We start from the raw sequence: 23,692 nt of genomic DNA, 5'->3' as shown, positions 1-23,692 counted from the left end.
GTTATCCCCCTTCAATTTAGGTGCTTTTTTCTTGGCAGTTTTCTAAATGATGTTGTTTTTAGGAGAATATATTTTTGGCTTGGATACGCTACAGGCGGACGCCTTCCGCTTCTCTAAGCTTTAAAAAACAACAAAGTTTATGAAAACAGCCTTTTTATAAAACTTTGTATTCTATCATCTGGGAACATCAGTGTCGTATAGATGACAGGCTACAAAGTGTTTATCATGGACTTCTTGAAATTCTGGTCTTACGGCTTTACACATATCCATTACATCTGGGCAGCGAGTGTGGAAGGCACATCCTGACGGTGGATTAGATGGACTGGGTACATCCCCTTCTAAAATAATCCGCTCCTTTTTCATATCTGGATCAGGGTCTGGTATGGCGGATAGCAAGGATTTAGTGTACGGATGTAATGGGTTATCATATAGCGCTTCATTTCCTGTTAATTCCACCATACGGCCTAAATACATAACACCAATACGGTCACTTATGTGTTTAACTACACTCAAGTCATGTGCAATAAAAAGATAGGTTAAGCCAAACTCCTCTTGTAAATCCTCCATGAGATTCAAAATTTGAGACTGAATGGAAACATCTAACGCAGAAACCGGTTCATCACAAACGATGAGCTTCGGGTTGACAATAAGTGCTCGGGCAATTCCAATACGCTGCCTTTGCCCACCGCTGAATTGATGAGGATAGCGGGAAGCGTGCTCCCCAGAAAGACCAACTACTTCAAGAATTTTTTTCACCTTTTCCTTTCGCTCTTCCTTTGTACCAATACCATGGACAATCAATGGTTCACTAAGTATTTTTTCTACTTTATGTCGAGGGTTTAACGAAGCGTAAGGGTCTTGAAAAATAATTTGCATATCCCTACGCTTTTTTCGCATCCCATCTTCATCTAAATTGGTAATATCTTCTCCGTTAAAAAAGACCTGGCCATCCGTTGGTTCTATCAGCCGTAGTAGGGTTTTTCCTGTGGTGGACTTTCCACAGCCCGATTCTCCAACAATACCAAGGACTTCCCCTTCGTACACTTCAAAGGAGACATCATCAACAGCTTTTACTTCTCCAATTTTTCGGGAAAAGATTCCGCCAGTTACATCAAAATATTTTTTTAAGCCTTTAACTTCTAATAAAGGTTTAGACATGGACGACCTCCCCCTCCTTTTCATAAAGGAAGCAGCGACAAGTGTGACCCTCTGATAATTGGATTAACTCCGGATCTTCCTTATAGCAACGATCAAAAACATCGGAACATCTCGCGGCAAAACGACAGCCCTTTTTGATGGAACCTGGTTTTGGAACGTTTCCTGGAATGGAATAAAGTCGCTTTTCACGAAGAGTCATTTTCGGTAGAGAGCGGATAAGGCCTTTTGTATAAGGGTGCTTAGGTTCCTTTAAAATTTCTCGAACGCTCCCTTCCTCTACAACCTTTCCGGCATACATTACCACGACTCGATCACACATTTCTGCAACCACTCCGAGGTCATGGGTGATTAACATAATGGCTGTTCCTTTTTCTTTATTTAGTTTCTTCATTAAATCTAGTATTTGTGCTTGGATAGTCACGTCGAGTGCTGTTGTAGGTTCGTCAGCAATGAGCACTTCGGGGTCACAAGCCATGGCAATCGCTATCATAACCCTTTGGCGCATTCCGCCTGACAGTTGATGAGGGTATTCGTCCACAATTTCTTCTGCTCTTGGAATTCCAACCAATTTGAGCATGTCAATTGCTTTATGACGGGCTTCTTTTTTAGAAACCTTTTGATGGTTTTTTATCACTTCAATTATTTGGAAGCCGATAGTAAAAAGTGGATCTAGTGAGGTCATAGGCTCCTGAAATATCATTGCAATTTGATTGCCACGAATTTGCCGCATTCTTTTTTTGCTGACTTTCACTAGATTTTCTTCTTTGAGGTTATTAGATTGTTGCTCCCGAAAAATAATTTCCCCTCCGACGATTTTTCCAGGGGGATTTGGAACAAGTCCCATGATAGAAAGGGAAGTAACACTTTTGCCGCAGCCAGATTCACCAACAATACCAAGGACTTCTCCTTCATGGATGGAAAAGCTCACATTATCAACTGCAGGAATTTCCCCTCTATCAGTAAAAAAATGGGTTTGTAGATGATTGATTTCAAGTACAGGTTTCTTCATATAGGAAATCATCCTTCTTTATTTGAGGATTTATAAAACTTCCTGTCAATTATTGAAAAGAGTGGATTCTTTTATAGTTAAGTAGTTTTTAAATGGAAAAAAATCCCGATATCAGAAAAATACTATAATTCCGATAATAAAGCAATATATTATTTGAAATTTTGTAATATTTATGTAATCGAAATATAATATTCCATTTCTGGCACCGTAATAACTGTTTTGTACAAAAATTCTTTGGTTTATCTTAATAGTGTACTATTTTCTTGAATAACTAGTAGATAAGGAATCTTTTTATACATTTTCATCATTATTCGATGGAGTATGGAAGGAATGATCAAGGGAAAATCTTCAATTATTTTCTATTATTCTAAAGCTTTAATTCTATTTTTCCCTAGTATTTATATGGTAAGTTTCCTATAAGCATTCCATTCCCAAAAGTTAGTCCTCTTGTTGTATAATAAAGAACGGTTTGAATTTTGAAAAAATATATTGGAATTTACATAACAAAAGTAGGTTTTCCTAGTAGTGCGTTCCTGCTAAAAATCATATACAATGGTAGCAATGTAACAAAGCTAATATTTCTGGAAAGGCATAGTTGAGGTGTCCTATGAATAATCAAGATAATTTTACTCCGTACATAACCTTTGACCGGAATGATTGGGCAAGTCTTCGATCGTCCGCACCAATGACCATTACAGAAAAGGATATTGAAGAGCTTAAAGGTTTGAATGATGTGTTGAATATGGATGAGGTGGCAAAAATCTATATGCCCCTTTCCCGGCTTCTCTATTTGCATGCTAAGGCGTCAAGGGAGCTGTATGAAAGCCGAAACACCTTTCTTCGGACAAAAGTTAAGAAAGTACCTTATATAATCGGGATAGCCGGCAGCGTTGCTGTTGGGAAAAGCACGATGGCCCGTATGTTAAAAACATTAATTTCCCGCTGGCCAAATAAGCCTAATGTGGATCTGCTGACGACAGATGGTTTCTTACTCCCGAACAAAGTGCTGGAAGAAAAGGGTTTAATGAACAAAAAAGGCTTTCCAGAGAGCTATGATATATCGAATCTCCTCCATGTTTTATCCCAATTAAAGTCGGGGAACGAAAGGGTAACTGCACCAGTTTATTCCCATATTACATATGACGTTATCCCTGGTAAAGAACAAGAAATTGAGAGTCCAGATGTAGTCATTGTGGAAGGAATTAATGTATTACAGCCACCGAAGATTACCGATGCTAAAACATTAGATCAAATTTCCGTTTCTGATTTTTTTGATTTCTCTATTTTTGTGGATGCCGACGAAAAAAATATATTTCAATGGTATGTACAAAGGTTTAAGATATTAAAAGAAACGGCCTTTCGCCACGAGGACTCCTATTTCAGGAAGTTCGCTGGAATTGGAGATAAAGAGGCCTATGATATGGCAAAGGGTATATGGAATACCATAAACCGCACAAACTTATTGGAAAATATCCTACCAACAAGATCCCGAGCAGATTTAATTCTGTATAAGGGGGACGAGCACTTAGTAGAATCCGTAAAAATGCGGAAAATATAAAAAAGTATCAATGAAAATTTGTACGATGAATAGCTACATTCATGGTTTAGATGAACGAACGAACAGTAGCGAATGAATAACAAGATTGTTATTTTCAAAATAGATAATGGAAAGGATGTTTATAATGACAAAACAAGTAGTAAGCACAAACAACGCACCTGGGGCAATCGGTCCCTATTCCCAAGCAGTTATCACAGGTAATTTCGTTTATTCTTCCGGTCAGTTAGGAATGGATCCACAAACGGGAGAATTGTTAGAAGGCTTAGAAGGGCAAACGAAGCAAGTATTTAGTAATGTTCGCGCAGTACTTGAAGCGGCAGGCTGCAGCATGTCCGATGTGGTAAAAGCAACTGTTTTCATGAAAAACATGGATGACTTCGCCGCAGTAAATGCTATTTATGCAGAGCAATTTGAGGAGCCATTCCCAGCAAGAAGTGCTGTGGAGGTAGCGCGTCTTCCAAAGGATGCCCTAGTAGAAATTGAAGTAATCGCAGTAAAAGGCTAATATTCAATTTAGGACTGTTTAAAAACAAAGGTTTGGCAGATATTAAATATAAAAATATAGGCAAATCGTTATTTAAATTGATTCCTCCGTTATTCTTTGTGTACAAACATATAATGAATGAAACCATGGGCTGTAAAAGGTCCATGGTCTTTTGTTGTTAACAAAGTGTTGACGAAAAACGAACTTGGAAATTTTATTCAAGTGCGGGAGGACTGCCCGCACTTGGGGACTGGGTCATTATCGACGAACGATCTCAAGAAGAAAAGGGAACGATCCATCATTTCCTAGAAAGAAAAAGCTGTTTCTCCAGAAAGGCTCCTGGAGAAAAAACGGATGAACAAATTGTAGCAGCAAATGTGGATACTGTTTTCCTTGTTAATCCGGGAAGATGATGCGAAGGGTCGTCATACAACAACCCATAGAGAATTATTTCTCATGCCTGCTGGTGGTGCAAGGGTGGGGTGGAAGGTGTGTTTTTACCTTTTACCTCACCCTTGAATTGTAATGATCACAACTATATAAAAAATTCAAAATTCTTCTACAAATGTCGTTGACATGGAACAAAGACATCCTTTAAACTTAAAATAAACCGATTTACTAAAACGGTTTATAACAAAAAAATTGCTAATGCTCCTATAAATGAGGGGAGAAAAAAATGAAAAAAGTCACGATACAAGATGTGGCACATAAAGCGGGTGTATCTAAGAGTACTGTTTCCCAATATCTCAATCAACGTTTTGAATATATGGGAGTAGAAACAAAAGAAAAAATTGAAATCGCTATCAAAGAATTAAATTATCAACCAAACATTTTAGCTAGAAGCTTGAAGCAAAAGAAAACATTAACGGTGGGAATCATTGTAGCTAACATACTCCATCATTATTCCACCCAAGTTTGCAGGGCAATTGAAGATTTTTTCCAAGGTCATAATTATCATGTGATTATTTGTAATGCTGATGACAATCCGGAGAAGGAAAGAAAGTATATTGAAATGCTTCGAGCAAAGCAAGTGGACGGTCTTATTATTGTTCCAACAGGGGAAAATAGGGAGCTTTACAAAAGACTAGTTGCTGAAAATTATCCCTTAGTATTTATGGATCGAAAGGTAGAGGGAATTAACATAAATAACGTTATATTAAACAACCGCTTAGCTGTTCATGCTGCAGTTTTCCATTTCGTAGAACATGGCCATAAAAAAATTGCCATGATTACAAGAACCCCTAAAGTTAGCGTTCGCGAAGAGCGGATTAAGGGATATTTTGAGGCTTTAGAACATCATTTCCTTGGAAATGATGTCGAATTTCTTCGAACGACGGAATTGGAAAACATTCAACATGAGTTTGCAAGGTTGATGGAGCTAAAATCACCACCTACAGCCCTTTTAGTGGGAAATGACCTCGTTTTAATGGAGGTTTTAAAAGGAGTAAAAAAAGGCAGGGTGGCAATACCTAAACAACTATCCATTCTTACGTTTGATGAAGTTAATTTTGCTGAATTATATGATCCACCCATATCAACAATAGCTCAACCAGCTTACGAAATGGGAACAAAAGCTGCTGAATTATTGCTTGATCAAATAAATGGGAAACAAATGGAAGAGTCACGAGATTATCTTTTTGAGGGAATCCTTCATATAAGGGAATCCATTGCAAGCTTAAAGTAAGTATAAAGTTTTAATTAGAAAAGGCTGTTTTCTAAAACTTTTATTGTTTTTTCAGCTTGGAGAAGGGGAAAGAGTCCGCCTGAAGCGTTTCCAAGCCATATTTTCTTCTAACAAAACAATCTTTTAGAAAAAGGCCAAGGAAAAAGAAAGGGTGTGAGGTGTATGTTGATGGATGTATTAACAATTGGCGATGGGATGATTACGATGGACCCGAAGGCAAGGGGGCCTATGAGATTCGTAAATGAGTTTCAAAGAAAAGTAGGGGGAGCAGAGCTAAACTTTGCAATTGGAGCTTCCCGTCTTGGCTTGAAAACAGGGTGGATTAGCCGCCTAGGAAATGATGAGTTTGGCCGAGTTATTCATAATTTTATGCGTGGAGAAGGGGTAGACATGTCTCAGGTGGAGTATGTGGAAGGTATTCCTACATCTGTGTATTTCAAAGAGATAATGGAAGATGGATCAGGGCGTTCTTTTTATTATCGAAATCCAACCCCAATGTCGGTCCTTACACCAGAAGATATTAAGGAAGAGCATATAAAAAACTTTAAGCTTATCCATTTAACAGGTGTATTCCTAGCATTAAATCCAACAAAGCATTTAGAAATTGTGGAAAGAATTATTTATTATGCGAAAAAGCATGATGTGAAAATTTCCATGGACCCGAATATTAGATTGCGTCTATGGTCGAAGGACAAGGCTCGAGAGGTTTTAACGTCACTTCTTCCACACGTTAATGTACTATTAACAGGGGAAGAAGAGGGGGAAATTTTACTTGGAACAACTTCCGTAGAAGAGATGATTGAACAATTTAGAGGCTATGGAATTGATCACGTGGTTATTAAAAAAGGTGCTGACGGTGCATCCGTAACAACTGCGGAAGGAACATTAGAAATGGCTGCCTTCACTCCACGCAAAGTGGTAGATACAGTAGGTGCTGGAGACGGATTTGATGCTGGCTATATTACTGGTTATTTAAAGGACTGGTCTGTGGAAAGGTCCCTTCGATTCGCAAATAAAGTAGGATCCATGGTTGTCTCAGTAGTAGGAGATAATGAAGGACTGCCATATTATGAAGATGTACTAGCTGAATTAGGTGAAAGAGAAACCATTGAACGATGAAATCTCGATTATTTTATAGGAGGGTACAAGAAAAATGACAGCAAATTCAGAGACGATGCAATACTTGTTAGAACCAAAGGCGGTTGCCGTTATACGTAAGGTTGATCGCACAAAGGTGATCCAGGTAATCGAAGCTTTAATTGAAGGCGGTATTACTGGAATAGAAATAACACTAGATTCGGACGATGCTCTAGGAGTAATTAAAGAAGCAAAAGAAAAATTTGCAGGTAGAGCGGGCGTTGGCGCTGGAACAGTATTAAATGCAAAGGAAGCGGAAGCAGCCATTGATGCAGGTGCTGACTTCGTATTTGCTCCAATACTAGATAAAGAGACAATTGAAGTGACGAAAAGACATGGGAAAATATCCATTCCGGGTGTATTTACTCCAACGGAAATGCAACAAGCCTATGAGTGGGGAGCAGATATGGTAAAGGTTTTCCCAGCTAGTGTAGTAGGGGCACAATTCGTGAAGGATGTACAAGGTCCGCTGGGGCACATCCCGATCATTGTAACGGGTGGAATAAACGTAAACAATTTTAAAGATTTCCTAAAAGCAGGAGCCGTTGCAGTTGGAGTAGGGGGATCATTGTTAAATAAAGAGTATATTGCAAATGGAGAGTTTCATAAAATCACAGAATTAGCGATACAATATACAGGAGTTTAATAAAGAAGTTGTTAAAGTGTGAGCATATTATTTGAAAAAGGTATAGGAAGCCTTTAACATTATAATTGCCTTACAATTTTGTTTCCCCTTAATTGTAAATAAAAACAGAGGGATCTCGTCTTTTTATGAGCGAGATCCCTTTGTTATTTTTGAAAACTATATTTTTCTAAATGTGGATAACTGTGGCTTACTAATCGTCTAGCTTCAGCGCATACTCGCTCGAGGTCAAAAGCATTTGCTTGTCGCTCGTGAACAAGGCGCTTGCGCTTTTGTTATTTCCCAAACTTCCTTCAGTACTGGCATTTCTTCCATCTCTTTTTCTGTTACTTCCGACCAAATAATTCCCGTTGGCTTTTCATAGGGAGAATTGGTTTTAATTAATTCCTTTTCCGTTGCAATCCAATCACATGTTAGATCGAACTCATCTTTTGGTATATCTTCACCTACAATTTGCACGGAATGGGCAGTGCCAATAACAGGAATTGGTGGATTCCCCAGTTCCTGAAGGATGGCATATTCCCTATCGGCATATCCTTCCCCTTTACCAATTCGTTTTCCATCCCTAGTTAATGCAACAGATCCAGCAAAAAATAGATCAATGGTAGGTAACTCTATTAAAGAAATTACCTTTCCATATTGGTGGATGTTCTTTAAGCTCGCGGCTTTCTTTTCTTCTCCAGGGGGAACAACTGCAGGATCGACATGAATAAATCCATCCTTCAGTCGAGGAGTAGGTACTAGGAGTGTTTTTCCGTCTTTTAATACTTGTGCCCTAATAGGAAGCTGCGGAGAATCAGGATTCACCTTCACTACCTTTGCTCTTTTGTACTCTTCTAGCTCAAAAACGAATTGTGCAGCCTTTTCCGCACCTTTAAAATTAGGTATTCTTCCCTTCAAAGGAAATGGGAATCTTCCAATCTTTTCTTCCATCATTTTTTCCCAAATTTCCTCTCGAATCATTTGCTTTTCCCTCATGACCAATTCACCTCACCCCCATTATAGACACAGACCGGGTCCCGTACAATTTTGTGAATTATTTTTGTTAATTTTGGAGCAATCTTTATGCATTCAAAAATGTTATTGAAAAAAAATGTTGTATTAACTGAAAATTATGTATATTATAAAAACTGAGAGGTGAGTCATATGTCAGAAAATCAACAAAATTATTTATCCCCTCCTGCTCCACTTACGAAAAAAGGAGAGAAAACTCGTTTACATTTATTAAACATTGCGGAAGAGGTTTTTGGGGAAAAAGGATATTTTAATGCATCCATTGTGGATATTACACAGAAAGCGAAGGTGGCACAGGGTACTTTCTATAATTACTTCCCATCGAAGCAAGCTATTTTTGAAGAGCTTGTGCGGAATATGAGCCACAGCTTTAGAAGTGAAATTAGAAATGCTATCAAGGATGCTTCTAGCTTTGAAGAATCACAACGAATAGGCTTCAAAACGTTTTTTTCTTGGGTGAAAAATCATAAAAATTTATACAGTATCGTTCAGCAAAGTGTTCTTGTGGATGAGAATCTGTATCGCTGGTATTACGATCGGTTAGCTTCTGGATACATTAAAGGCTTGGAAGAAGCGATTGGAAGGGAGGAAATTAAGGATTACGACACAGAAACGATCGCCTACTGCCTGATGGGAATCAGCCAATTTATTGGGATGAGATGGATTTACTGGGACGATCAAGATGTACCAGAAGAGAACTTTCAACAGGCCATGGACTTTATTTTTCACGGATTAAAAAGGTTAGAGGAGTGAGATCTATGCAGGATATATCCTATTGGGTTAGTAAACGTGCAAAAATATCTCCTGATAGAATTGCTTTAATTGGAGAAAAAGACCGTTATACCTATAAAGAAATGAACTACAAAGTAAGTAAGTATGCACGAGTATTGCAATCTGCTTATGGGCTGAAAAAAGGGGATAGAGTCGGTATTCTCTCCACAAATAATTTAGAATTTATTATTCTACTTTTTGCCGTGGCGAAGCTAAATGCCATTGCAGTACCCCTTAATATACGCTTAACGGGAACGGAACTGGAATACCAAGTGAAGGACAGTGGATTAGAAACCCTAGTCGTAAATGAGACGTTTAAGGGCATGGGAGAAGCTTTGAAGGCAAGTGCGGAATTGAAGTTCCTTTTAACCTTTGAACGCCTCACTGTATTTGCTGAAAGTCTAAAGGAACTGCCGGCTGAGTCTGAGAATATCGTTGACGCTGATGCTCCTTTTATCATTTGCTATACATCTGGAACAACAGGAAAACCAAAGGGTGCCGTGTTAACCCAGGAAAATATGTTTTGGAATGCTTTAAATAATACGACTGCCATTGATATTACGTCAAAGGACACGAATATTGTCCTGCTCCCACTATTTCATATAGGGGGAATCGGACTGTTTACATTTCCAGTTTTATTTGCGGGTGGGACTGTTGTTGTACTGGAGAAATTTGAACCGGAGAAGGCCCTTCGGTGGATAGAAAAATACAATGTTACCCTTGTTATGGGTGTCCCTACCATTCATGATGCCCTTCGGAAGGCAAGTAACTTTGAGACTACAAATCTTTCTTCTGTTCGTTGGTTTTACAGCGGGGGAGCGCCGTGTCCGGAAGAGCTTATTTATTTTTATTTATCCAAGGGAGTTGCATTTGGGCAAGGCTTTGGCTTAACTGAAACGTCCCCAACTGTTTTCATGCTACTTGAAGAGGATTATAAACGGAAAATTGGCTCCATCGGCAGACCGGCAATGTTTAATGATATTCGCATCGTGGATGAAATGGGGGAGGATGTAGTAACTGGAGAGGTGGGAGAGCTTTTTATTAAGGGGCCAAACGTCTTCAAAGAATATTGGAATCTCCCAGAGGCAACTGCAAATAGTATTCAAAATGGATGGTTTGCAACGGGAGATTTAGTCTCCCAGGATCGGGAAGGGTTTATTTATATTGCTGGTCGTAAGAAAGAAATGATCATTTCCGGCGGGGAAAATATTTATCCGTTAGAAATTGAAAAAGTCCTCTATGAGCTCCCTCCTGTTGTAGAAACGGCAGTTATTGGTGCCGCCCATGAAAAATGGGGAGAAACGCCTATCGCCATCGTTGTATTAAAGGAAGGGGAAGCAATTTCAAAGGAGGATTTAAGGAGACATTGTCTTAATCGACTAGCCTGCTACAAGGTGCCAACGAGCTTTAAATTTGTAAGCGCTTTACCTAGGAATGCTACTGGTAAAATTGATAAAGCGACATTAATAAAACAGTATGCAAACGAAGGGGTGAAAAAATAATGGTCCCTTTTAAAATTGGAGAGGAAGCATCCTTTAGCCGGACAGTTACAGAAACAGATATTGTCTTGTTTGCGGGCTTAAGCGGAGACTACAATCCTGTCCATGTTGACAAAGAATATGCAAAGGACACGAGGTTCGGGCAGCGGATTGCCCACGGTATTCTCACTACCACCTTCTTATCTAGGCTTCTTGGTATGGAGTTGCCGGGTCCGGGAGCCATATACTTAGATCAAACCCTAAAGTTTAAAAAACCAGTATTCATTGGAGATACGATTACAGCAAAGGCAATCATAACAGAAGTAGATGAGAATCGAAGAATTCTCACCTTATCAACCATTTGTACCAACCAAGAAAACAAAGTTGTTCTAGAAGGATCAGGAAGGATGATGGTACCAGAGGAAGGGGGAAAAATATGAGCCATATTGTAAAAACAAGTGTTTTCTTTCCTGAAAACGTAGAGACAGCACAGGAATTAGAAGGGAAAACGGGGATCCCAGAGGGGGTTATAAAAGAGAAATTTGGTCTGTATGAAAAACATGTTGCCGATTCCACTATGCATGCATCGGACTTAGCAGTGAAAGCTGCAGAGCCACTGTTAACATCTGTTAACCCAATGGACATAGATGTGGTAATTTATTTCGGCAGCCCCCACAAGGATTATTCCGTTTGGTCCGTTGCACCGAAGATTCAGTATGAGCTTGGGACAAAAAATGCCTTTGCCTTTGAAATTATGAATGTAAGTTCTTGTTTTCCCATTGCCTTAAAGGTAGCAAAGGATATGCTGAAATCAGATGATTCCGTGAACCATATTTTACTTGTAGCAGGGTGTAAGGAATCTCAAATAATAGATTACAGTAATCCAAGGTCCCGATTCATGTTTAATTTTGCAGATGGAGGAGCAGCAGCCCTACTTTCAAAAAAGGGTGGTCAATTGGAAATATTAGAATCCTCCATACATACGGATGGTTCCTTTTGGGAGGATGTTTTAGTTCCAGCAGGGGGGTCCGTACATCCAGCTAGTATGGAAACGGTAAATAACAAAAAGCACTTCATTGATGTAAATAATCCATCAAATATGAAGGGAAGATTGGACCCAGTATCCGTTCCTAACTTTATTAAGGTGGTAAAGGATTCCGTTGAAAAAAGTGGGTACCTCCTAGAGGATATTGACATGCTACTACCTTTGCATACGAAACGATCAATGTTCCATCAATTGCTGGATGGTCTTCAGCTATCGGAGGAAAAGGCCATGTATTTGGATCATTACGGGCATATGTCAGCCTTGGATCCTTTAGTGGGACTGCATTTAGCTGAAAAGGAAAACAAAATAAACAAGGGAGATATCATCGTTGCTGTCAGTGCAGGTACTGGTTATACATGGGCCGCAACAACATTGAAATGGAACGGTTAACCCTATGTAAATGAAGGCCACCATTCAAAATATAACAAGTTTGGAATGGTATCAAATAAATTTGTTCAAAGAAGGGGAGAAGAAAATGAAGAGCATTTTTCGATCGTGGGTGGTTGTATTGTTATCGGTGCTGTTTATGCTTCTTGCTGCATGTGGTGATGAGGATGTTAATACGGAGTCCACATCGGGGGAGTCTGGAAATGGTTCAGAGCAAATGGGTGATGGAGACGGTGACGAAAAGGATGGAGTAGCTGAGGCCACTGGTGATCCTATTAAGATAGGTATCCTTACCTCACAAACTGGTATTTTGGAAGCTTATGGGCATCAAATGATTAAAGGGTTCGAGATTGGCTTGGAATATGCAACAAATGGTACTAGGGCAGTGAACGGCAGACCAATAGAAATTATTATTCGTGACACCCAGACTGATCCACAAGTGGCGGTTCAGCAGGCTACGGAGCTGTATGAAAATGAGGAGGTGGATATTCTTGTGGGTGCTGCAAGTAGTGGTGATACGTTAGCAGTCTTACCTCTGGCAGAGGTATATGAGCGGATCATGATTGTGGAGCCTGCCGTGGCTGATTCCATAACTGGATCGGAATGGAATCCGTATATTTTTCGAACAGGCCGTAATTCATCCCAGGACGCGGTGGCTGGTGCGGCTGCCATTGCAAGTGAAGGAACAGAAATTGCTATTTTAGCACCAAATTATGCTTACGGATTGGACGGGGCGGAGGCATTTAGGGAAGCGGCAGAAGCTTTAGGGGCAAAAATTGTGCTAGAGGAATTTCCGGCAACGGATGCTACAGATTTTACGGCAAATATCCAGCGTATTATTGATACCAAGCCAGAGTATCTCTTTGTTATTTGGGCAGGTGCTAATTCTCCATGGCAGGCCCTTGAGGAAATGGGTGTACAGGAGCGGGGAATTACTATTTCAACAGGAGCACCTGATATAGCAGCTTTATACACAATGGATGCTTTAGTGGGAATGGAAGGCTTCACTGTTTATCACTACACGTTACCAAATAATTCAGTGAACGATTTCTTAGTGGAGGAGCATAAGAAGAGGCATAATGGAGAAGCTCCCGACTTATTTACTGCAGGAGGTATGGCAAGTGCTATGGCAGCGATTGAAGCATTAACGAAAACAAATGGGGACACTAACGCCGATGTATTAAGGGAAGCTATGAAGGGAATGAGCTTTGAAACACCGAAGGGAACGATGATCTTCCGTGAAGAGGACCATCAAGCATTGCAAGTCTTATATGCCATAGAGCTTCAAGATCACCCTGATTACGACTATCCATTACCAGTATTAATTAGAGAGTTGTCTCCAGAAGAAACAGCACCACCAATTCGTAATTAACATAGACCGGGTCCCACAACTTCCTGAACCTTTTTCACATAAGAAAAAGCTATTTTCGTGTAAACTGTGTGGCCTTTTTTTAAAAGCTTGGAGGAGCGGAAGGCGTCCGCCTGAAGCGTATTCAAGCCAATTCTCTCCCCCAAAAACAAACTTTTAGAAAACAGCCTAAGAAAATGACATAAGCCCTTTATTTATAGGGTTTTCCCTGGAAATCAAATTCTGAAAATTAAGAATAAAACAACGAAATGAAACTCATTTGTAACTAGAATAAGTTAGACTAACATCACTTGGAAATCCCAAGTTTATTATGTGGAGAAATGAAAGGGGAGAAAAGCCTGTGAAAAGGGGTTTACGGTCATTTTTGTTGTTATTGGTGTCTTTCTTTTTAGTTTTGCTAGTGGCATGTGGGGATGATGATGTGGATGCAGATCCGCCAGCAGACACGGGAAATGGTGGAGAAACAGCTGGGGAAGACAGCGACGACGATGATGAATCAGAAAAGGAAGCAGAGGTTAGTGGAGATCCAATTAAGATCGGAATTCTCACTTCCCAAACAGGTATTTTAGAAGCCTATGGTAATCAGATGATTAAAGGATTTGAGATTGGTTTAGATTATGCCACAAATGGTACTCGGGCAGTAAATGGACGGCCAATTGAACTGATAATTCGCGATACGCAAACGGATCCGCAGGTTGCCGTTCAACAAGCCACGGAGCTTTATGAAAATGAAGAGGTGGATATTCTTGTTGGGGCAGCAAGTAGCGGCGATACATTAGCTGTTCTCCCTTTGGCAGAGGTATATGACCGGATTATGATCGTAGAGCCTGCGGTGGCAGATGCCATTACTGGTTCAGAGTGGAATCCAAATATTTTCCGTACGGGCCGTAATTCATCTCAAGATGCTGTTGCTGGTGCCGCAGCTATTGCAAGTGAAGGGACGGACATTGCTATTCTAGCACCAAACTATGCCTTTGGTTTAGATGGTGCAGCTGCATTTAAAGAGGCGGCTGAAGCCTTAGGTGCCAATATTGTTCTTGAGGAATTCCCAGCGCCTGATGCAACAGATTTTACAGCCAGTATCCAGCGAATAATTGATTCCAATCCTGAATACCTGTTTGTTATTTGGGCAGGGGCAAATTCTCCATGGCAAGCACTTCAAGAAATGGGAGTGAAGGACCGAGGGATTACCATTTCCACAGGGGCGCCGGATATTGCAGCCCTTTACACAATGGATGATTTAATTGGAATGGAAGGATTCTCTGTATACCATTACACATTACCTTCTAATCCAGTAAACGATTATCTTGTGGAAGAACATAAGAGTCGCCACAACGGTGAAGTCCCTGACTTATTTACTGCTGGAGGTATGGCGAGTGCCATGGCTGCAGTGGAAGCATTAACAAAAACAAATGGGGATGCTAGTGCCGACGCATTAAGGGAAGCGATGAAGGGAATGACCTTTGATTCTCCTAAGGGTCCAATGACGTTCCGTACAGAAGATCACCAAGCCCTACAAACCTTATATGCCATTGAGCTTCAAGATCATCCGGATTATGATTACCCATTACCGGTGCTTCTCCGTGAGCTGTCACCTGAGGAAACGGCACCACCTATAAGAAACTAACGGAAATGCAATAGTACAGGAGCATTATTGCATCTCTTCTAAAATTATTGGAGAGGGGGCCCTCGTTTTGACTACTTCAACGACGGCGAAGACGATGGAGTCAACGCCAGTACATGAGAAGAAAAAGATGATTGAAACGGTTAATTTAACAAAATCCTTTGGGGGACACACCGCAGTAAGTGCGGTGTCCCTCACCATTTTTGAAAAGGAACTAAAGTCCATCATTGGCCCTAATGGAGCGGGAAAAACAACGTTTTTTAATCTACTATCTGGACAGATGAAGCCAACAAGTGGAGAAATCTTCTTCCAAGGGAAAGAGATTCAGCATTTACCTCCCCATAAACGAACCAAATTGGGAATTGGACGTTCTTTTCAAATCACTAATGTTTTTCCAACGTTAACGGTCTTAGAAAATGTTCGCTTAGCCGTACAGGCGAAATACAATATCCATTATTCCATGTTCCGTCATTTCAAGCATTATAAGCATTTAGAAGAGGAAGCGTACGAATCCCTGGAAAAAGTGAAGCTAGCCGATAAAGCGGGTCAGCTTGCTTCTAATTTAGCCCATGGGGAAAAGCGGAAGCTAGAAATTTCCATTCTCTTGGCATTAGATACAAAGCTGTTGCTATTAGATGAGCCTACTGCAGGGATGTCCATTGATGAAGTACCACAAATTATTGAGGTTATTGAGGAAATTAGGGATCAACGGGACCGCACCATTATTCTTATTGAACATAAAATCGATCTCGTAAAACACTTATCCGATTCCATCGCTGTTTTGTTTCACGGAAAGCAACTGGCTGATGGATCCCCTACAGAAATTATGAACAACGAACAAGTCCAATCCGCCTATTTAGGAGGGCTGTATAACGATGCTGAAGATTAAAGACCTACACACACATATTGAACAATTTCACATCCTCCAAGGGGTTAATCTAGAAGTTCCTGATAATAGTGTGACGGTTGTCCTTGGAAGAAACGGTGCGGGGAAAACAACGACGATCAGGTCCGTCATGGGCTTTTATCCAAATATGTCGGGAGAAATTTTGTTTCAAGGCAAGTCCATTGCCAAGCTTCCCCCATATACCGTTGCTAAACAAGGAATTGGTTACGTTCCAGAAGACCAGGATATATTCGCCGGTCTCACGGTGGAAGAAAATATGCGGGTGGCTATGCGAAGGGAAGATGATACCACATTAGAAAGGCAAGAGTGGCTCCTTGACCTGTTCCCAGATTTAAGGGAAGCCTGGAAAAGGAAGGGAGGGCACTTGTCAGGGGGGCAAAAGCAAATGCTTTCCATAGCGAGAGCATTGGTGAACGAAACGCCGCTCCTCCTTGTAGACGAACCATCAAAAGGGCTAGCACCAATTATGGTAGAGAAGGTCATGGAGGCAATGAATGTCATTCGAGAAACGACCACGATCCTTCTCGTGGAGCAAAACTTTATAATGGCTAGCCAATTAGGAGATTATTTCTACATGATTGACGAAGGACGAACCGTTTTCCAAGGAGAAATGCAGCTCCTTAAGGATGACGAAGTCTTAAGGAAAAAATATTTAGGCATTGCCTAATACATGTTTCAAGGGGTGAGATAATGGAGCTTCATTTAACATTAATTTTTAATGGTTTAGCAACGGGGATGTTAATTTTTTTACTTGCAGCAGGGTTATCCCTCATTTTCGGTCTTATGTCCGTTTTAAATTTTGCCCATGGAGCATTATTTATGTTCGGTGCCTACATGGGTACATGGGTTTACATTCTTATAGGGGGCTGGAACTCCCCATGGGGAAATCTTAACTTTTTCGTCGGAATGATTGCAGCAGCACTTATTGGAGTCGTATTAGGTTATCTCGTGGAACGGTTTACGGTTCGGCAGGTTTACGGAAACCATTTACGGCAAATTTTGATTACCACAGGAGTTATGCTCGTAGTGGCTGAGCTAGTAAAGGTGTTCTGGGGACCGAACTTAATCAGAGTGGTTCAACCGGAGTTTTTACAGGGGCATTTCCTTGTGGGGGATGTTCGACTCACTTATTACCGGGTATTTATTATTTTATTTAGCACAATGATCTTAATCCTTTTGCTTTTCATGCTAAAGAAATCAAAGATTGGTGTCGTTGTAAGGGCTGGGGTAGAGAACAGCCAGATGGTTCAAGCACTTGGTATCAATATACGTAAAGTATTTACGTTAGTATTTATTTTCGGAACAATGCTTGCTTGCATTGGAGGTTATATGTGGGGGCCCTTCCAAGGACAGGTGAATCCCGGAATGGGGCTCGATCTCATGCTCATTGCCTTTATTGTTGTAGCCATTGGTGGACTAGGAAGTGTAGCAGGATCTGCTATTGCTGCTGTCCTTGTTGGATTGTCGGAGGCATACATGGCCTATTATTTCCCACCAGGGTCATTAGCAGTAAACATGTTAATAATGGCAGCGGTATTACTTATTAAACCTACTGGGTTATTAGGGGCAGGGAGGTGATTATGGATGAAAACGACGACGAAAGTAACAGCCTATACGAATCCTTCTTCAGGGCTTAATCCCCTCCGTATCATAACGTGGCAAAAAGGAGCTTGGATTGTTTGCTGCCTTATGCTCTTTGCAGTACCACTATTAATTACCAAAAATAGCTATCTATTTTTATTAACAAACATTTTTATTTGGTCCGTTTTTGCCATGAGCTATAACTTGCTCCTTGGTTTTACAGGAATTATCTCCTTCGGTCACGCCATGTTTTTTGGGATAGGTGCTTACAGCCTAGCTTTAACAGCGCGCCATGTACCTGGTGGGGAAGTGGGATTTATACTAGCGATTCTAGCAACGGTTGTCATTTGTTTTGTATTAAGTCTCATTGTGGGGCTCCTTTCTTTACGGCTGAGAGATACATTTTATGCCCTGATTACATTAGCGGTAGCAACCATTTTTGTCATCATCGCTGAGCAGTGGCGCTCTATGACCATGGGGAATGATGGTTTTAACTTTACTGCATCTCTATCAAGGGATCTATTTGGATTTATTAATCTATTAGATCGTCGACATGTGTACTATATTGCCCTTATTTTTCTAATTGGAATGTTCCTTCTCTTAAAGAGATTTATTGATTCTCCTGTGGGAAGAACGTTACAGGCTATACGAGACAATGAGGCTCGCGCTGCATCTCTCGGTTACGCTGTTTTAAATTATAAACTCATCTCTAATATTCTTGCTGGCGTGATGGCAGGATTGGCAGGGGTTGTGTATGCCATTTCTATTCGATTTGTCAGCCCAGACAGTGTTTTAGGGGTAGAAAATACGATAGATGTACTTCTTATGACCGTTATTGGGGGTGTAGGTACGTTACTAGGTCCCATTATCGGTGCTGCTGTTGTAGAAGTATCTTCCCATTACTTAATGGGTTTAGCAAATATCCATCCAATTTTTGAACGATGGGTCATTTTATTTGGGGTTGTCTTTATCCTAATCATCCTATTCTTCCCAGCTGGTATTGTGGGAACTATTAAACAAAAGTTTTTATCAAAAAAGAAAGGGGTGTCCTCATGAATGATTTCATTTCCTCGTACGTTATTCGCATAATGAGTTCGGAAAAGGCTCCTGGTAAGAAGAGCTATAGAATCAAACTAAGCCATGTTCAAAGTGGAGAGGAAATGTATCTTCATTCCTTTGAGGAGTTAAAAACCTATTTAGAGGAGTCTGTAACGTTAGATAAGGGTGCAAAGGAATTTCAATGAAAGGAGGGGGAAGGAGATGAGCTATCTAAACAATACGATTGGTATTCGGGCTATTGGCACTTATATTCCTGAGGGAAGGCTGACTGCAGAAGAAATTGCAGAAAAGTCTGGCCTTCCTCCCCTCGTTATAAAAGAAAAGATGGGTATTGAATCCATAGCAATTCCAGCTAGGAAGGATCATCCGGTGGCGATGGGGGTAAAGGCCGCTCAAATAGCTTTAGAAAAAACAAACCTCCATCCCTCTGAAATTGATCTGATCATTTATGTAGGTGAGGAGTATAAGGAATATCCCGTATGGACCGCAGCCATTGAGCTGCAGCGTCAGCTTCAAGCATCGAAAGCTTGGGGGTTCGATATTTCCATGCGCTGTGGTACAAGTGTGATGGCAATGAAAGTAGCAAAGGGGCTTATGGAAACGGATGAACGAATAAACACAGTCCTACTTGCAGGTGGATACCGCAATGGCGATCTTATAGATTTTCAGAATCCGAGAACGCGATTTATGTATAACCTCGCCTGTGGAGGCGGGGCTTGTATTTTACAAAAGGACTTAGCTGAAAATGTCGTCATGGAAACGGAGGTTATTACTGACGGGCGCTTTTCCAGAGACGTTCTCGTAACAAAAGGTGGCAGTTTACATCCACTGGATTCACCGGAAGAGGCAATGAAATTAGACGTGACAGATCCAGATGGGATGAAGAAAAGGTTAGAGGAGGTTTCATTAAAGAACTTTTTACAAGTTATTCGTCAATCTCTCACGAGAAGTGGGCAAAAACAAGAGGATTTAGATTATTTAGGGATTCTTCATATGAAGCCTTCCGCCCATAATTATGTGTTAGGGCAATTAGGATTAACGGAAGAGCAGAGTATTTATTTAAAGGATATTGGTCATGTTGGGCAATTTGACCAGTGGATTTCCTTAGAACGGGCCGTTGATCAAAGAAAGGTTACAGATGGATCATTAATAGCTTTAGTGAGTGCAGGGATTGCTTATGCCTGGGCTGCGACGACGATTCGGTGGGGGCGATGGTCATGAACAAAGAATGGAACTGGCTGAAGAAACGGGCTGATATACATCCCGAAAAAACCGCTGTCATTGACGGGGAATCGGGACATAAGTGGACCTATGGTGAAGTCTATAAGAAAAGCTTGTCCTGTGCCAAAATGTTGGAGGGAAAGGGAATTAAATCTGGAGACAGGGTTGTATTAATTGCTCCAAATGGTGTTGAATATCTCATTCTCCTTTTTGCGTGCCGGGAACTGGAGGCTATTTTTGTTCCCTTTAATTGGAGACTAACTGTTCACGAGCTAAACGACCTTATTTCTGACTGTAAGCCAGTCCTTTTATTCATTCATCCTTCTTTTCTTCACCTTCAGGAGAAACTTAGCATGGATGCTGTTGCTTATGATGTGGGGGAATGGAAAGAAGATATTGTTTTTTCAGCGGGAAAGGAATCCCTCGCACTGGACCAACCATGGATGATGATTTATACAGGGGGAACGACAGGAAAGCCTAAAGGTGCGGTCCTTTCTTATCGTTCTGTATTTACTAACTCTGCAAATACGATTATTACATGGGGATTATCGGAAAAGGATACCACCTTAACGATTTTGCCCATGTTTCATACAGGTGGCATTAATGCCCTTACCTTACCAGTACTGCATGCTGGTGGTACAGTGGTTATTTATTCTCAATTCAAGCCTCAAGCTATTTTGGAAGGTCTCCTTTCTTACCAATGTACGGTCGTTCTCATGGTTCCCACCATGTATCGTGCTTTTATCAAATTAGAGGATTTTCAGAAGGAGACCTTTCCCCACATGGATGTGTTTTTATCTGGAGGAGCTCCATGTCCCGTTAGTATATACGATGCCTTTGAAGGAAAGGGACTACCTTTTAAGGAAGGCTATGGGTTAACAGAGGCAGGGCCAAATAATTTCTTTATTGACCCCTCTGTTGCAAAAAAGAAACGGGGGTCCGTCGGAAAGCCAATGCTCTTAAATGATGTGAAACTTCTCAATAAAAGAGGAAATGAGGTAAAGTGTGGAGAAATAGGAGAAATGGTTATTTTCGGAGATCACCTTTTTCAATATTATTGGCAGAAAGAAGAGGAAACGAAGAAGGCTGTCCGGAATGGAGGACTTCATACTGGTGATCTTGCCTACCAGGATCAAGATGGGGATTTCTTTATATTAGGGAGAAAAAAAGAAATGTTAATATCAGGTGGAGAAAATGTATATCCCATTGAGATTGAAAATATATTATCAGCATACCCTGGTCTCCTCGAGGCGGCTGTCGTGGGCTTACCCGATGAAAAGTGGGGAGAAAAGGTTGTTTGTGCAGTTGCTTTAGAAGGATTAGACCAAGGGGATAAACATACAGATCAATTGCTTCAAGCCTTTTGTCGTGAAAAACTAGCAGGCTATAAAGTGCCGAAGGAATTTTATCTGATGGAAGAACTCCCAAAGACCCATGTTGGTAAAATAGATAAAAAAGCAATAGTAGAGCATGTTCAAAACTCCCGTCTGTTTATAGACACCACGATAAATGAAAACTAATATTGTCTGTACTAAATTTGGAAGTTGATTTACGCTTCAGCCGTTGCTTTTCCCGCAGGAAAGAGCGTTGCTTCGTCGAATTTACATCAATTTGTCTCGACGGATTCGCTTCGAAGCTTTGCTAGCAGAGGAAGAGACAGCTCGTGCCTTTCGCTTCAATCAACTTCGTTTGAAAATAAACGACGTATTCAAACATTTTTTTGTTTAAAATCGAAAGGGAAATACGTCCCTTATATAACATAGTATACTTATTAATAAAGAAAGCGTATTCATAAAAGGGTTTGGTTTCTGATAAAATGGAAGACAGAAAAGGGGAAGGGGGATGTAGTGTGAATTATACAGAGCATTTAGTTTTAAAAACGAAGCTGGAGGCGCCCGTTGTAGATAGTCAGGTATTATTTCGCCCTTCTATAATGAAGCGTTTGAAAAGTGCTCGTAAACGGCCCCTTACCCTGATGCAAGCTGGTCCAGGATATGGTAAGAGCACCGCCATCTCTGCTTTTTTACGAATGGAAAATACACCTTATGTATGGTATACCGTAACGGAGCAGGATAATCATCTGTCCCGATTCCTTGTTTATTTCAAAGAGGCCATCCTGCCCATAACTGTCGACTTGGATGAAAAATGGCTCACAGAAGCCTTTATGAATATTCATCGTGGGGATGAGAAGGCCATCTATGAATGCTGCTCCCATTTTATTAATGCCTGTGTGGATATAAAGGAAGATTGGCTATTTATCATTGATGATTTTCAACTAGTTTCTGAGAATAGGGAAATTAATCAATTTATGAAGTGGTTTCTCATGCATTTACCACAACGTCTTCATATTGTTCTTGTGAGCAGAACAAAGATAGATTGGGAGTTTCTCCACTCCATGAGAGTGAAGGGCCAATTAGTGGAGGTTAATGAAAGGGACCTCTGTTTCTCTCCTGAGGAAATTGAAATTTTATTCGAGGACCACTATGGGACTCCCATGTCTTATGGGAATGCCCATTCTATTTTTGAAAAAACGGAAGGGTGGATCATGGCCATCCAGATGGTTTGGCAGCGGTTAGAAGAATCCAATACGTTAGAGGAGATTTTCCATGATGAAGCGAACTCCATGGAGGAACTGTTTGAATACTTAGCCCTAGATGTATTAGAAAAGCAGCGGGAAGTTGTTCGCCGGTTTTTAATGGAGGCATCCATTTTTCCCACACTAACGGCTGAGATATGTGAAAAAGTATTAGAGATAGGAAAAGAAGAAGATCTATTAAGCTATGTAATGAGAAAAAACTTATTTTTACATACAACAAAACAAAAAGAAACCTTTCGCTTCCATGCCCTGTTCCAAAACTTCCTGCAAAATCGGTTGAAAAGGGAGGAACTCCGCTGGGTGGAGCTACATGAACGGGCAGCAAAGTTTTATAGGGAGAAAGGATTATTAGAGCAAGCCCTTCATCACATGAAAAAAACAGAAAGTATCGAAAAACTTAGTGCATTTCTTCATAGGCATGGGAAGGACCTCATTCACCAAGGTAATTCGCAGCTGCTGGAAGAAGCAATCAATAGCATAGACGAAGCTGCCTTAGACCGTTTTACTCGGCTGTGGATTGTCAAAGGGGATATGGAACGTTATCGATGTAAGTTTGAGCTAGCCATATATTATTATAAGAGGGCAAGAGAATTGGCTGAGGAACAAAGGGACCCTGTCTCAGAGAGTTTGGCCTTAGAGGGGATGGCTTGTGTTTACTTAGATACCATTCAGCCAAGACATGCCCAGGATTTCTTAAAAAAAGCCATTTCCCTGCTCGAGGAAAAATATATTGAACCACTAGCATTGCATTAATTAAATCAGATGATTCATAATACTTAAAATCTTCGATTTTTTAATGGTTATACAACAAAAAAATCCTTTACAATGGATGTACAGGGGTCCTGTCCAAATCCAAAAGTAAAGGATATCAACTATGGACAAGAATACACTATTTTCTTCATTTGGTAAATGGGTTTCACCATTAAATATTGAAAAACTTTCTGAATTAGTTATGGAACACAATCAA

At 40.5% G+C, this 23,692-nt stretch carries 22 protein-coding genes and 1 pseudogene; 20 read left to right on the top strand and 3 right to left on the bottom strand.

Going from position 1 to position 23,692, the window contains the following annotated elements; all coding sequences use genetic code 11:
* Positions 1-174 precede the first annotated feature (174 nt).
* Together J2S74_RS21325 and J2S74_RS21320 are read right to left on the bottom strand one after the other, a co-directional pair.
* Positions 175-1,158, bottom strand: coding sequence for an ABC transporter ATP-binding protein (locus J2S74_RS21325; protein ID WP_307329824.1), 984 nt, complete (start codon positions 1,156-1,158; stop codon positions 175-177).
* Positions 1,151-2,167, bottom strand: coding sequence for an ABC transporter ATP-binding protein (locus J2S74_RS21320; protein ID WP_307329821.1), 1,017 nt, complete (start codon positions 2,165-2,167; stop codon positions 1,151-1,153). The genes J2S74_RS21325 and J2S74_RS21320 overlap by 8 nt, the downstream gene beginning before the upstream one ends.
* 607 nt (positions 2,168-2,774) lie before the next feature.
* Here J2S74_RS21320 and coaA point away from each other — a divergent pair.
* From coaA to J2S74_RS21290, 6 genes and pseudogenes are all read left to right on the top strand, one after another.
* Positions 2,775-3,725 (top strand): type I pantothenate kinase, encoded by a 951-nt coding sequence (coaA, locus tag J2S74_RS21315; protein WP_307329818.1) that lies wholly within the window; start codon positions 2,775-2,777, stop codon positions 3,723-3,725.
* 124 nt (positions 3,726-3,849) lie between these two features.
* Positions 3,850-4,230, top strand: a complete 381-nt coding sequence (locus J2S74_RS21310) for a RidA family protein (protein WP_307329815.1) — start codon at positions 3,850-3,852, stop codon at positions 4,228-4,230.
* A 215-nt stretch (positions 4,231-4,445) separates the two neighbouring features.
* Positions 4,446-4,610 (top strand): annotated as a pseudogene (locus tag J2S74_RS21305) (ribosome small subunit-dependent GTPase A); the annotation flags it as partial.
* Between the two features lie 275 nt (positions 4,611-4,885).
* Entirely contained in the window at positions 4,886-5,893 is a 1,008-nt protein-coding gene (locus J2S74_RS21300) for a LacI family DNA-binding transcriptional regulator (protein WP_307329812.1), read from the top strand.
* A 162-nt stretch (positions 5,894-6,055) separates the two neighbouring features.
* Positions 6,056-7,012, top strand: coding sequence for a sugar kinase (locus tag J2S74_RS21295; RefSeq protein WP_307329809.1), 957 nt, complete (start codon positions 6,056-6,058; stop codon positions 7,010-7,012).
* Between the two features lie 34 nt (positions 7,013-7,046).
* Positions 7,047-7,676, top strand: a complete 630-nt coding sequence (locus J2S74_RS21290; protein WP_307329806.1) for a bifunctional 4-hydroxy-2-oxoglutarate aldolase/2-dehydro-3-deoxy-phosphogluconate aldolase — start codon at positions 7,047-7,049, stop codon at positions 7,674-7,676.
* A 225-nt stretch (positions 7,677-7,901) separates the two neighbouring features.
* Here J2S74_RS21290 and J2S74_RS21285 read toward each other — a convergent pair whose 3' ends face one another.
* Complete coding sequence (locus tag J2S74_RS21285; RefSeq protein ID WP_307329804.1) at positions 7,902-8,651, bottom strand: 5-formyltetrahydrofolate cyclo-ligase; 750 nt, start codon at positions 8,649-8,651, stop codon at positions 7,902-7,904.
* Between the two features lie 168 nt (positions 8,652-8,819).
* Between J2S74_RS21285 and J2S74_RS21280 the strand changes: the two genes are divergently transcribed.
* The 14 genes from J2S74_RS21280 (at position 8,820) to J2S74_RS21215 (ending at position 23,478) form a co-directional block, all read left to right on the top strand.
* Positions 8,820-9,440, top strand: a complete 621-nt coding sequence (locus J2S74_RS21280) for a TetR/AcrR family transcriptional regulator (RefSeq protein ID WP_307329798.1) — start codon at positions 8,820-8,822, stop codon at positions 9,438-9,440.
* Between the two features lie 5 nt (positions 9,441-9,445).
* Positions 9,446-10,960 carry an o-succinylbenzoate--CoA ligase gene (locus J2S74_RS21275; RefSeq protein WP_307329796.1) on the top strand — a complete coding sequence of 505 codons (1,515 nt, stop codon included), beginning with the start codon at positions 9,446-9,448 and terminating at the stop codon, positions 10,958-10,960.
* Positions 10,960-11,376: a MaoC family dehydratase gene (locus J2S74_RS21270; protein ID WP_307329793.1), complete on the top strand. Its 417-nt coding sequence runs from the start codon at positions 10,960-10,962 to the stop codon at positions 11,374-11,376. The genes J2S74_RS21275 and J2S74_RS21270 overlap by 1 nt, the downstream gene beginning before the upstream one ends.
* Positions 11,373-12,371 carry a 3-oxoacyl-ACP synthase gene (locus J2S74_RS21265; protein ID WP_307329791.1) on the top strand — a complete coding sequence of 333 codons (999 nt, stop codon included), beginning with the start codon at positions 11,373-11,375 and terminating at the stop codon, positions 12,369-12,371. The genes J2S74_RS21270 and J2S74_RS21265 overlap by 4 nt, the downstream gene beginning before the upstream one ends.
* Positions 12,372-12,456: 85 nt before the next feature.
* Complete coding sequence (locus J2S74_RS21260) at positions 12,457-13,740, top strand: substrate-binding domain-containing protein (RefSeq protein ID WP_307329788.1); 1,284 nt, start codon at positions 12,457-12,459, stop codon at positions 13,738-13,740.
* Between the two features lie 337 nt (positions 13,741-14,077).
* A complete protein-coding gene (locus J2S74_RS21255; RefSeq protein ID WP_307329783.1) occupies positions 14,078-15,364 on the top strand; it encodes a substrate-binding domain-containing protein in 1,287 nt (428 codons plus the stop codon).
* A gap of 127 nt (positions 15,365-15,491) precedes the next feature.
* Positions 15,492-16,250 carry an ABC transporter ATP-binding protein gene (locus J2S74_RS21250; protein ID WP_370876050.1) on the top strand — a complete coding sequence of 253 codons (759 nt, stop codon included), beginning with the start codon at positions 15,492-15,494 and terminating at the stop codon, positions 16,248-16,250.
* Entirely contained in the window at positions 16,237-16,935 is a 699-nt protein-coding gene (locus J2S74_RS21245; RefSeq protein WP_307329779.1) for an ABC transporter ATP-binding protein, read from the top strand. Before J2S74_RS21250 ends, J2S74_RS21245 begins: the two co-directional genes overlap by 14 nt.
* A gap of 23 nt (positions 16,936-16,958) precedes the next feature.
* A complete protein-coding gene (locus tag J2S74_RS21240; protein WP_307329776.1) occupies positions 16,959-17,846 on the top strand; it encodes a branched-chain amino acid ABC transporter permease in 888 nt (295 codons plus the stop codon).
* Between the two features lie 6 nt (positions 17,847-17,852).
* Positions 17,853-18,905: a branched-chain amino acid ABC transporter permease gene (locus tag J2S74_RS21235; RefSeq protein ID WP_307329774.1), complete on the top strand. Its 1,053-nt coding sequence runs from the start codon at positions 17,853-17,855 to the stop codon at positions 18,903-18,905.
* Positions 18,902-19,093, top strand: coding sequence for a hypothetical protein (locus J2S74_RS21230; RefSeq protein ID WP_307329772.1), 192 nt, complete (start codon positions 18,902-18,904; stop codon positions 19,091-19,093). Before J2S74_RS21235 ends, J2S74_RS21230 begins: the two co-directional genes overlap by 4 nt.
* A gap of 16 nt (positions 19,094-19,109) precedes the next feature.
* Positions 19,110-20,129, top strand: a complete 1,020-nt coding sequence (locus tag J2S74_RS21225) for a 3-oxoacyl-ACP synthase (RefSeq protein WP_307329770.1) — start codon at positions 19,110-19,112, stop codon at positions 20,127-20,129.
* Positions 20,126-21,649 carry a class I adenylate-forming enzyme family protein gene (locus J2S74_RS21220; RefSeq protein WP_307329768.1) on the top strand — a complete coding sequence of 508 codons (1,524 nt, stop codon included), beginning with the start codon at positions 20,126-20,128 and terminating at the stop codon, positions 21,647-21,649. Before J2S74_RS21225 ends, J2S74_RS21220 begins: the two co-directional genes overlap by 4 nt.
* A 329-nt stretch (positions 21,650-21,978) precedes the next feature.
* Positions 21,979-23,478, top strand: a complete 1,500-nt coding sequence (locus tag J2S74_RS21215) for a winged helix-turn-helix domain-containing protein (protein ID WP_307329765.1) — start codon at positions 21,979-21,981, stop codon at positions 23,476-23,478.
* The last annotated feature ends 214 nt before the right edge of the window (positions 23,479-23,692 follow it).

It is taken from the genome of Evansella vedderi (assembly GCF_030813435.1).
GTDB classification, from domain to species: domain Bacteria; phylum Bacillota; class Bacilli; order Bacillales; family Salisediminibacteriaceae; genus Evansella; species Evansella vedderi.
The sequence above is the reverse complement of the archived record's forward strand: the minus strand, read 5'-3'. Positions and strand labels throughout refer to the sequence as shown.

Bases quoted from the DNA above. Each gene is read 5' to 3' on its own strand.
- J2S74_RS21270 (WP_307329793.1), top strand. From the start codon at position 10,960: ATGGTCCCTTTTAAAATTGGAGAGGAAGCATCCTTTAGCCGGACAGTT.
- J2S74_RS21240 (WP_307329776.1), top strand. From the start codon at position 16,959: ATGGAGCTTCATTTAACATTAATTTTTAATGGTTTAGCAACGGGGATG.
- J2S74_RS21220 (WP_307329768.1), top strand. From the start codon at position 20,126: ATGAACAAAGAATGGAACTGGCTGAAGAAACGGGCTGATATACATCCC.
- J2S74_RS21320 (WP_307329821.1), bottom strand. From the start codon at position 2,167: ATGAAGAAACCTGTACTTGAAATCAATCATCTACAAACCCATTTTTTT.
- J2S74_RS21245 (WP_307329779.1), top strand. From the start codon at position 16,237: ATGCTGAAGATTAAAGACCTACACACACATATTGAACAATTTCACATC.
- J2S74_RS21230 (WP_307329772.1), top strand. From the start codon at position 18,902: ATGAATGATTTCATTTCCTCGTACGTTATTCGCATAATGAGTTCGGAA.
- J2S74_RS21260 (WP_307329788.1), top strand. From the start codon at position 12,457: ATGAAGAGCATTTTTCGATCGTGGGTGGTTGTATTGTTATCGGTGCTG.
- J2S74_RS21310 (WP_307329815.1), top strand. From the start codon at position 3,850: ATGACAAAACAAGTAGTAAGCACAAACAACGCACCTGGGGCAATCGGT.
- J2S74_RS21290 (WP_307329806.1), top strand. From the start codon at position 7,047: ATGACAGCAAATTCAGAGACGATGCAATACTTGTTAGAACCAAAGGCG.
- J2S74_RS21250 (WP_370876050.1), top strand. From the start codon at position 15,492: ATGATTGAAACGGTTAATTTAACAAAATCCTTTGGGGGACACACCGCA.
- J2S74_RS21300 (WP_307329812.1), top strand. From the start codon at position 4,886: ATGAAAAAAGTCACGATACAAGATGTGGCACATAAAGCGGGTGTATCT.
- J2S74_RS21285 (WP_307329804.1), bottom strand. From the start codon at position 8,651: ATGAGGGAAAAGCAAATGATTCGAGAGGAAATTTGGGAAAAAATGATG.
- J2S74_RS21235 (WP_307329774.1), top strand. From the start codon at position 17,853: ATGAAAACGACGACGAAAGTAACAGCCTATACGAATCCTTCTTCAGGG.
- J2S74_RS21325 (WP_307329824.1), bottom strand. From the start codon at position 1,158: ATGTCTAAACCTTTATTAGAAGTTAAAGGCTTAAAAAAATATTTTGAT.
- J2S74_RS21295 (WP_307329809.1), top strand. From the start codon at position 6,056: ATGTTGATGGATGTATTAACAATTGGCGATGGGATGATTACGATGGAC.
- J2S74_RS21225 (WP_307329770.1), top strand. From the start codon at position 19,110: ATGAGCTATCTAAACAATACGATTGGTATTCGGGCTATTGGCACTTAT.
- J2S74_RS21265 (WP_307329791.1), top strand. From the start codon at position 11,373: ATGAGCCATATTGTAAAAACAAGTGTTTTCTTTCCTGAAAACGTAGAG.
- J2S74_RS21275 (WP_307329796.1), top strand. From the start codon at position 9,446: ATGCAGGATATATCCTATTGGGTTAGTAAACGTGCAAAAATATCTCCT.
- coaA (WP_307329818.1), top strand. From the start codon at position 2,775: ATGAATAATCAAGATAATTTTACTCCGTACATAACCTTTGACCGGAAT.
- J2S74_RS21280 (WP_307329798.1), top strand. From the start codon at position 8,820: ATGTCAGAAAATCAACAAAATTATTTATCCCCTCCTGCTCCACTTACG.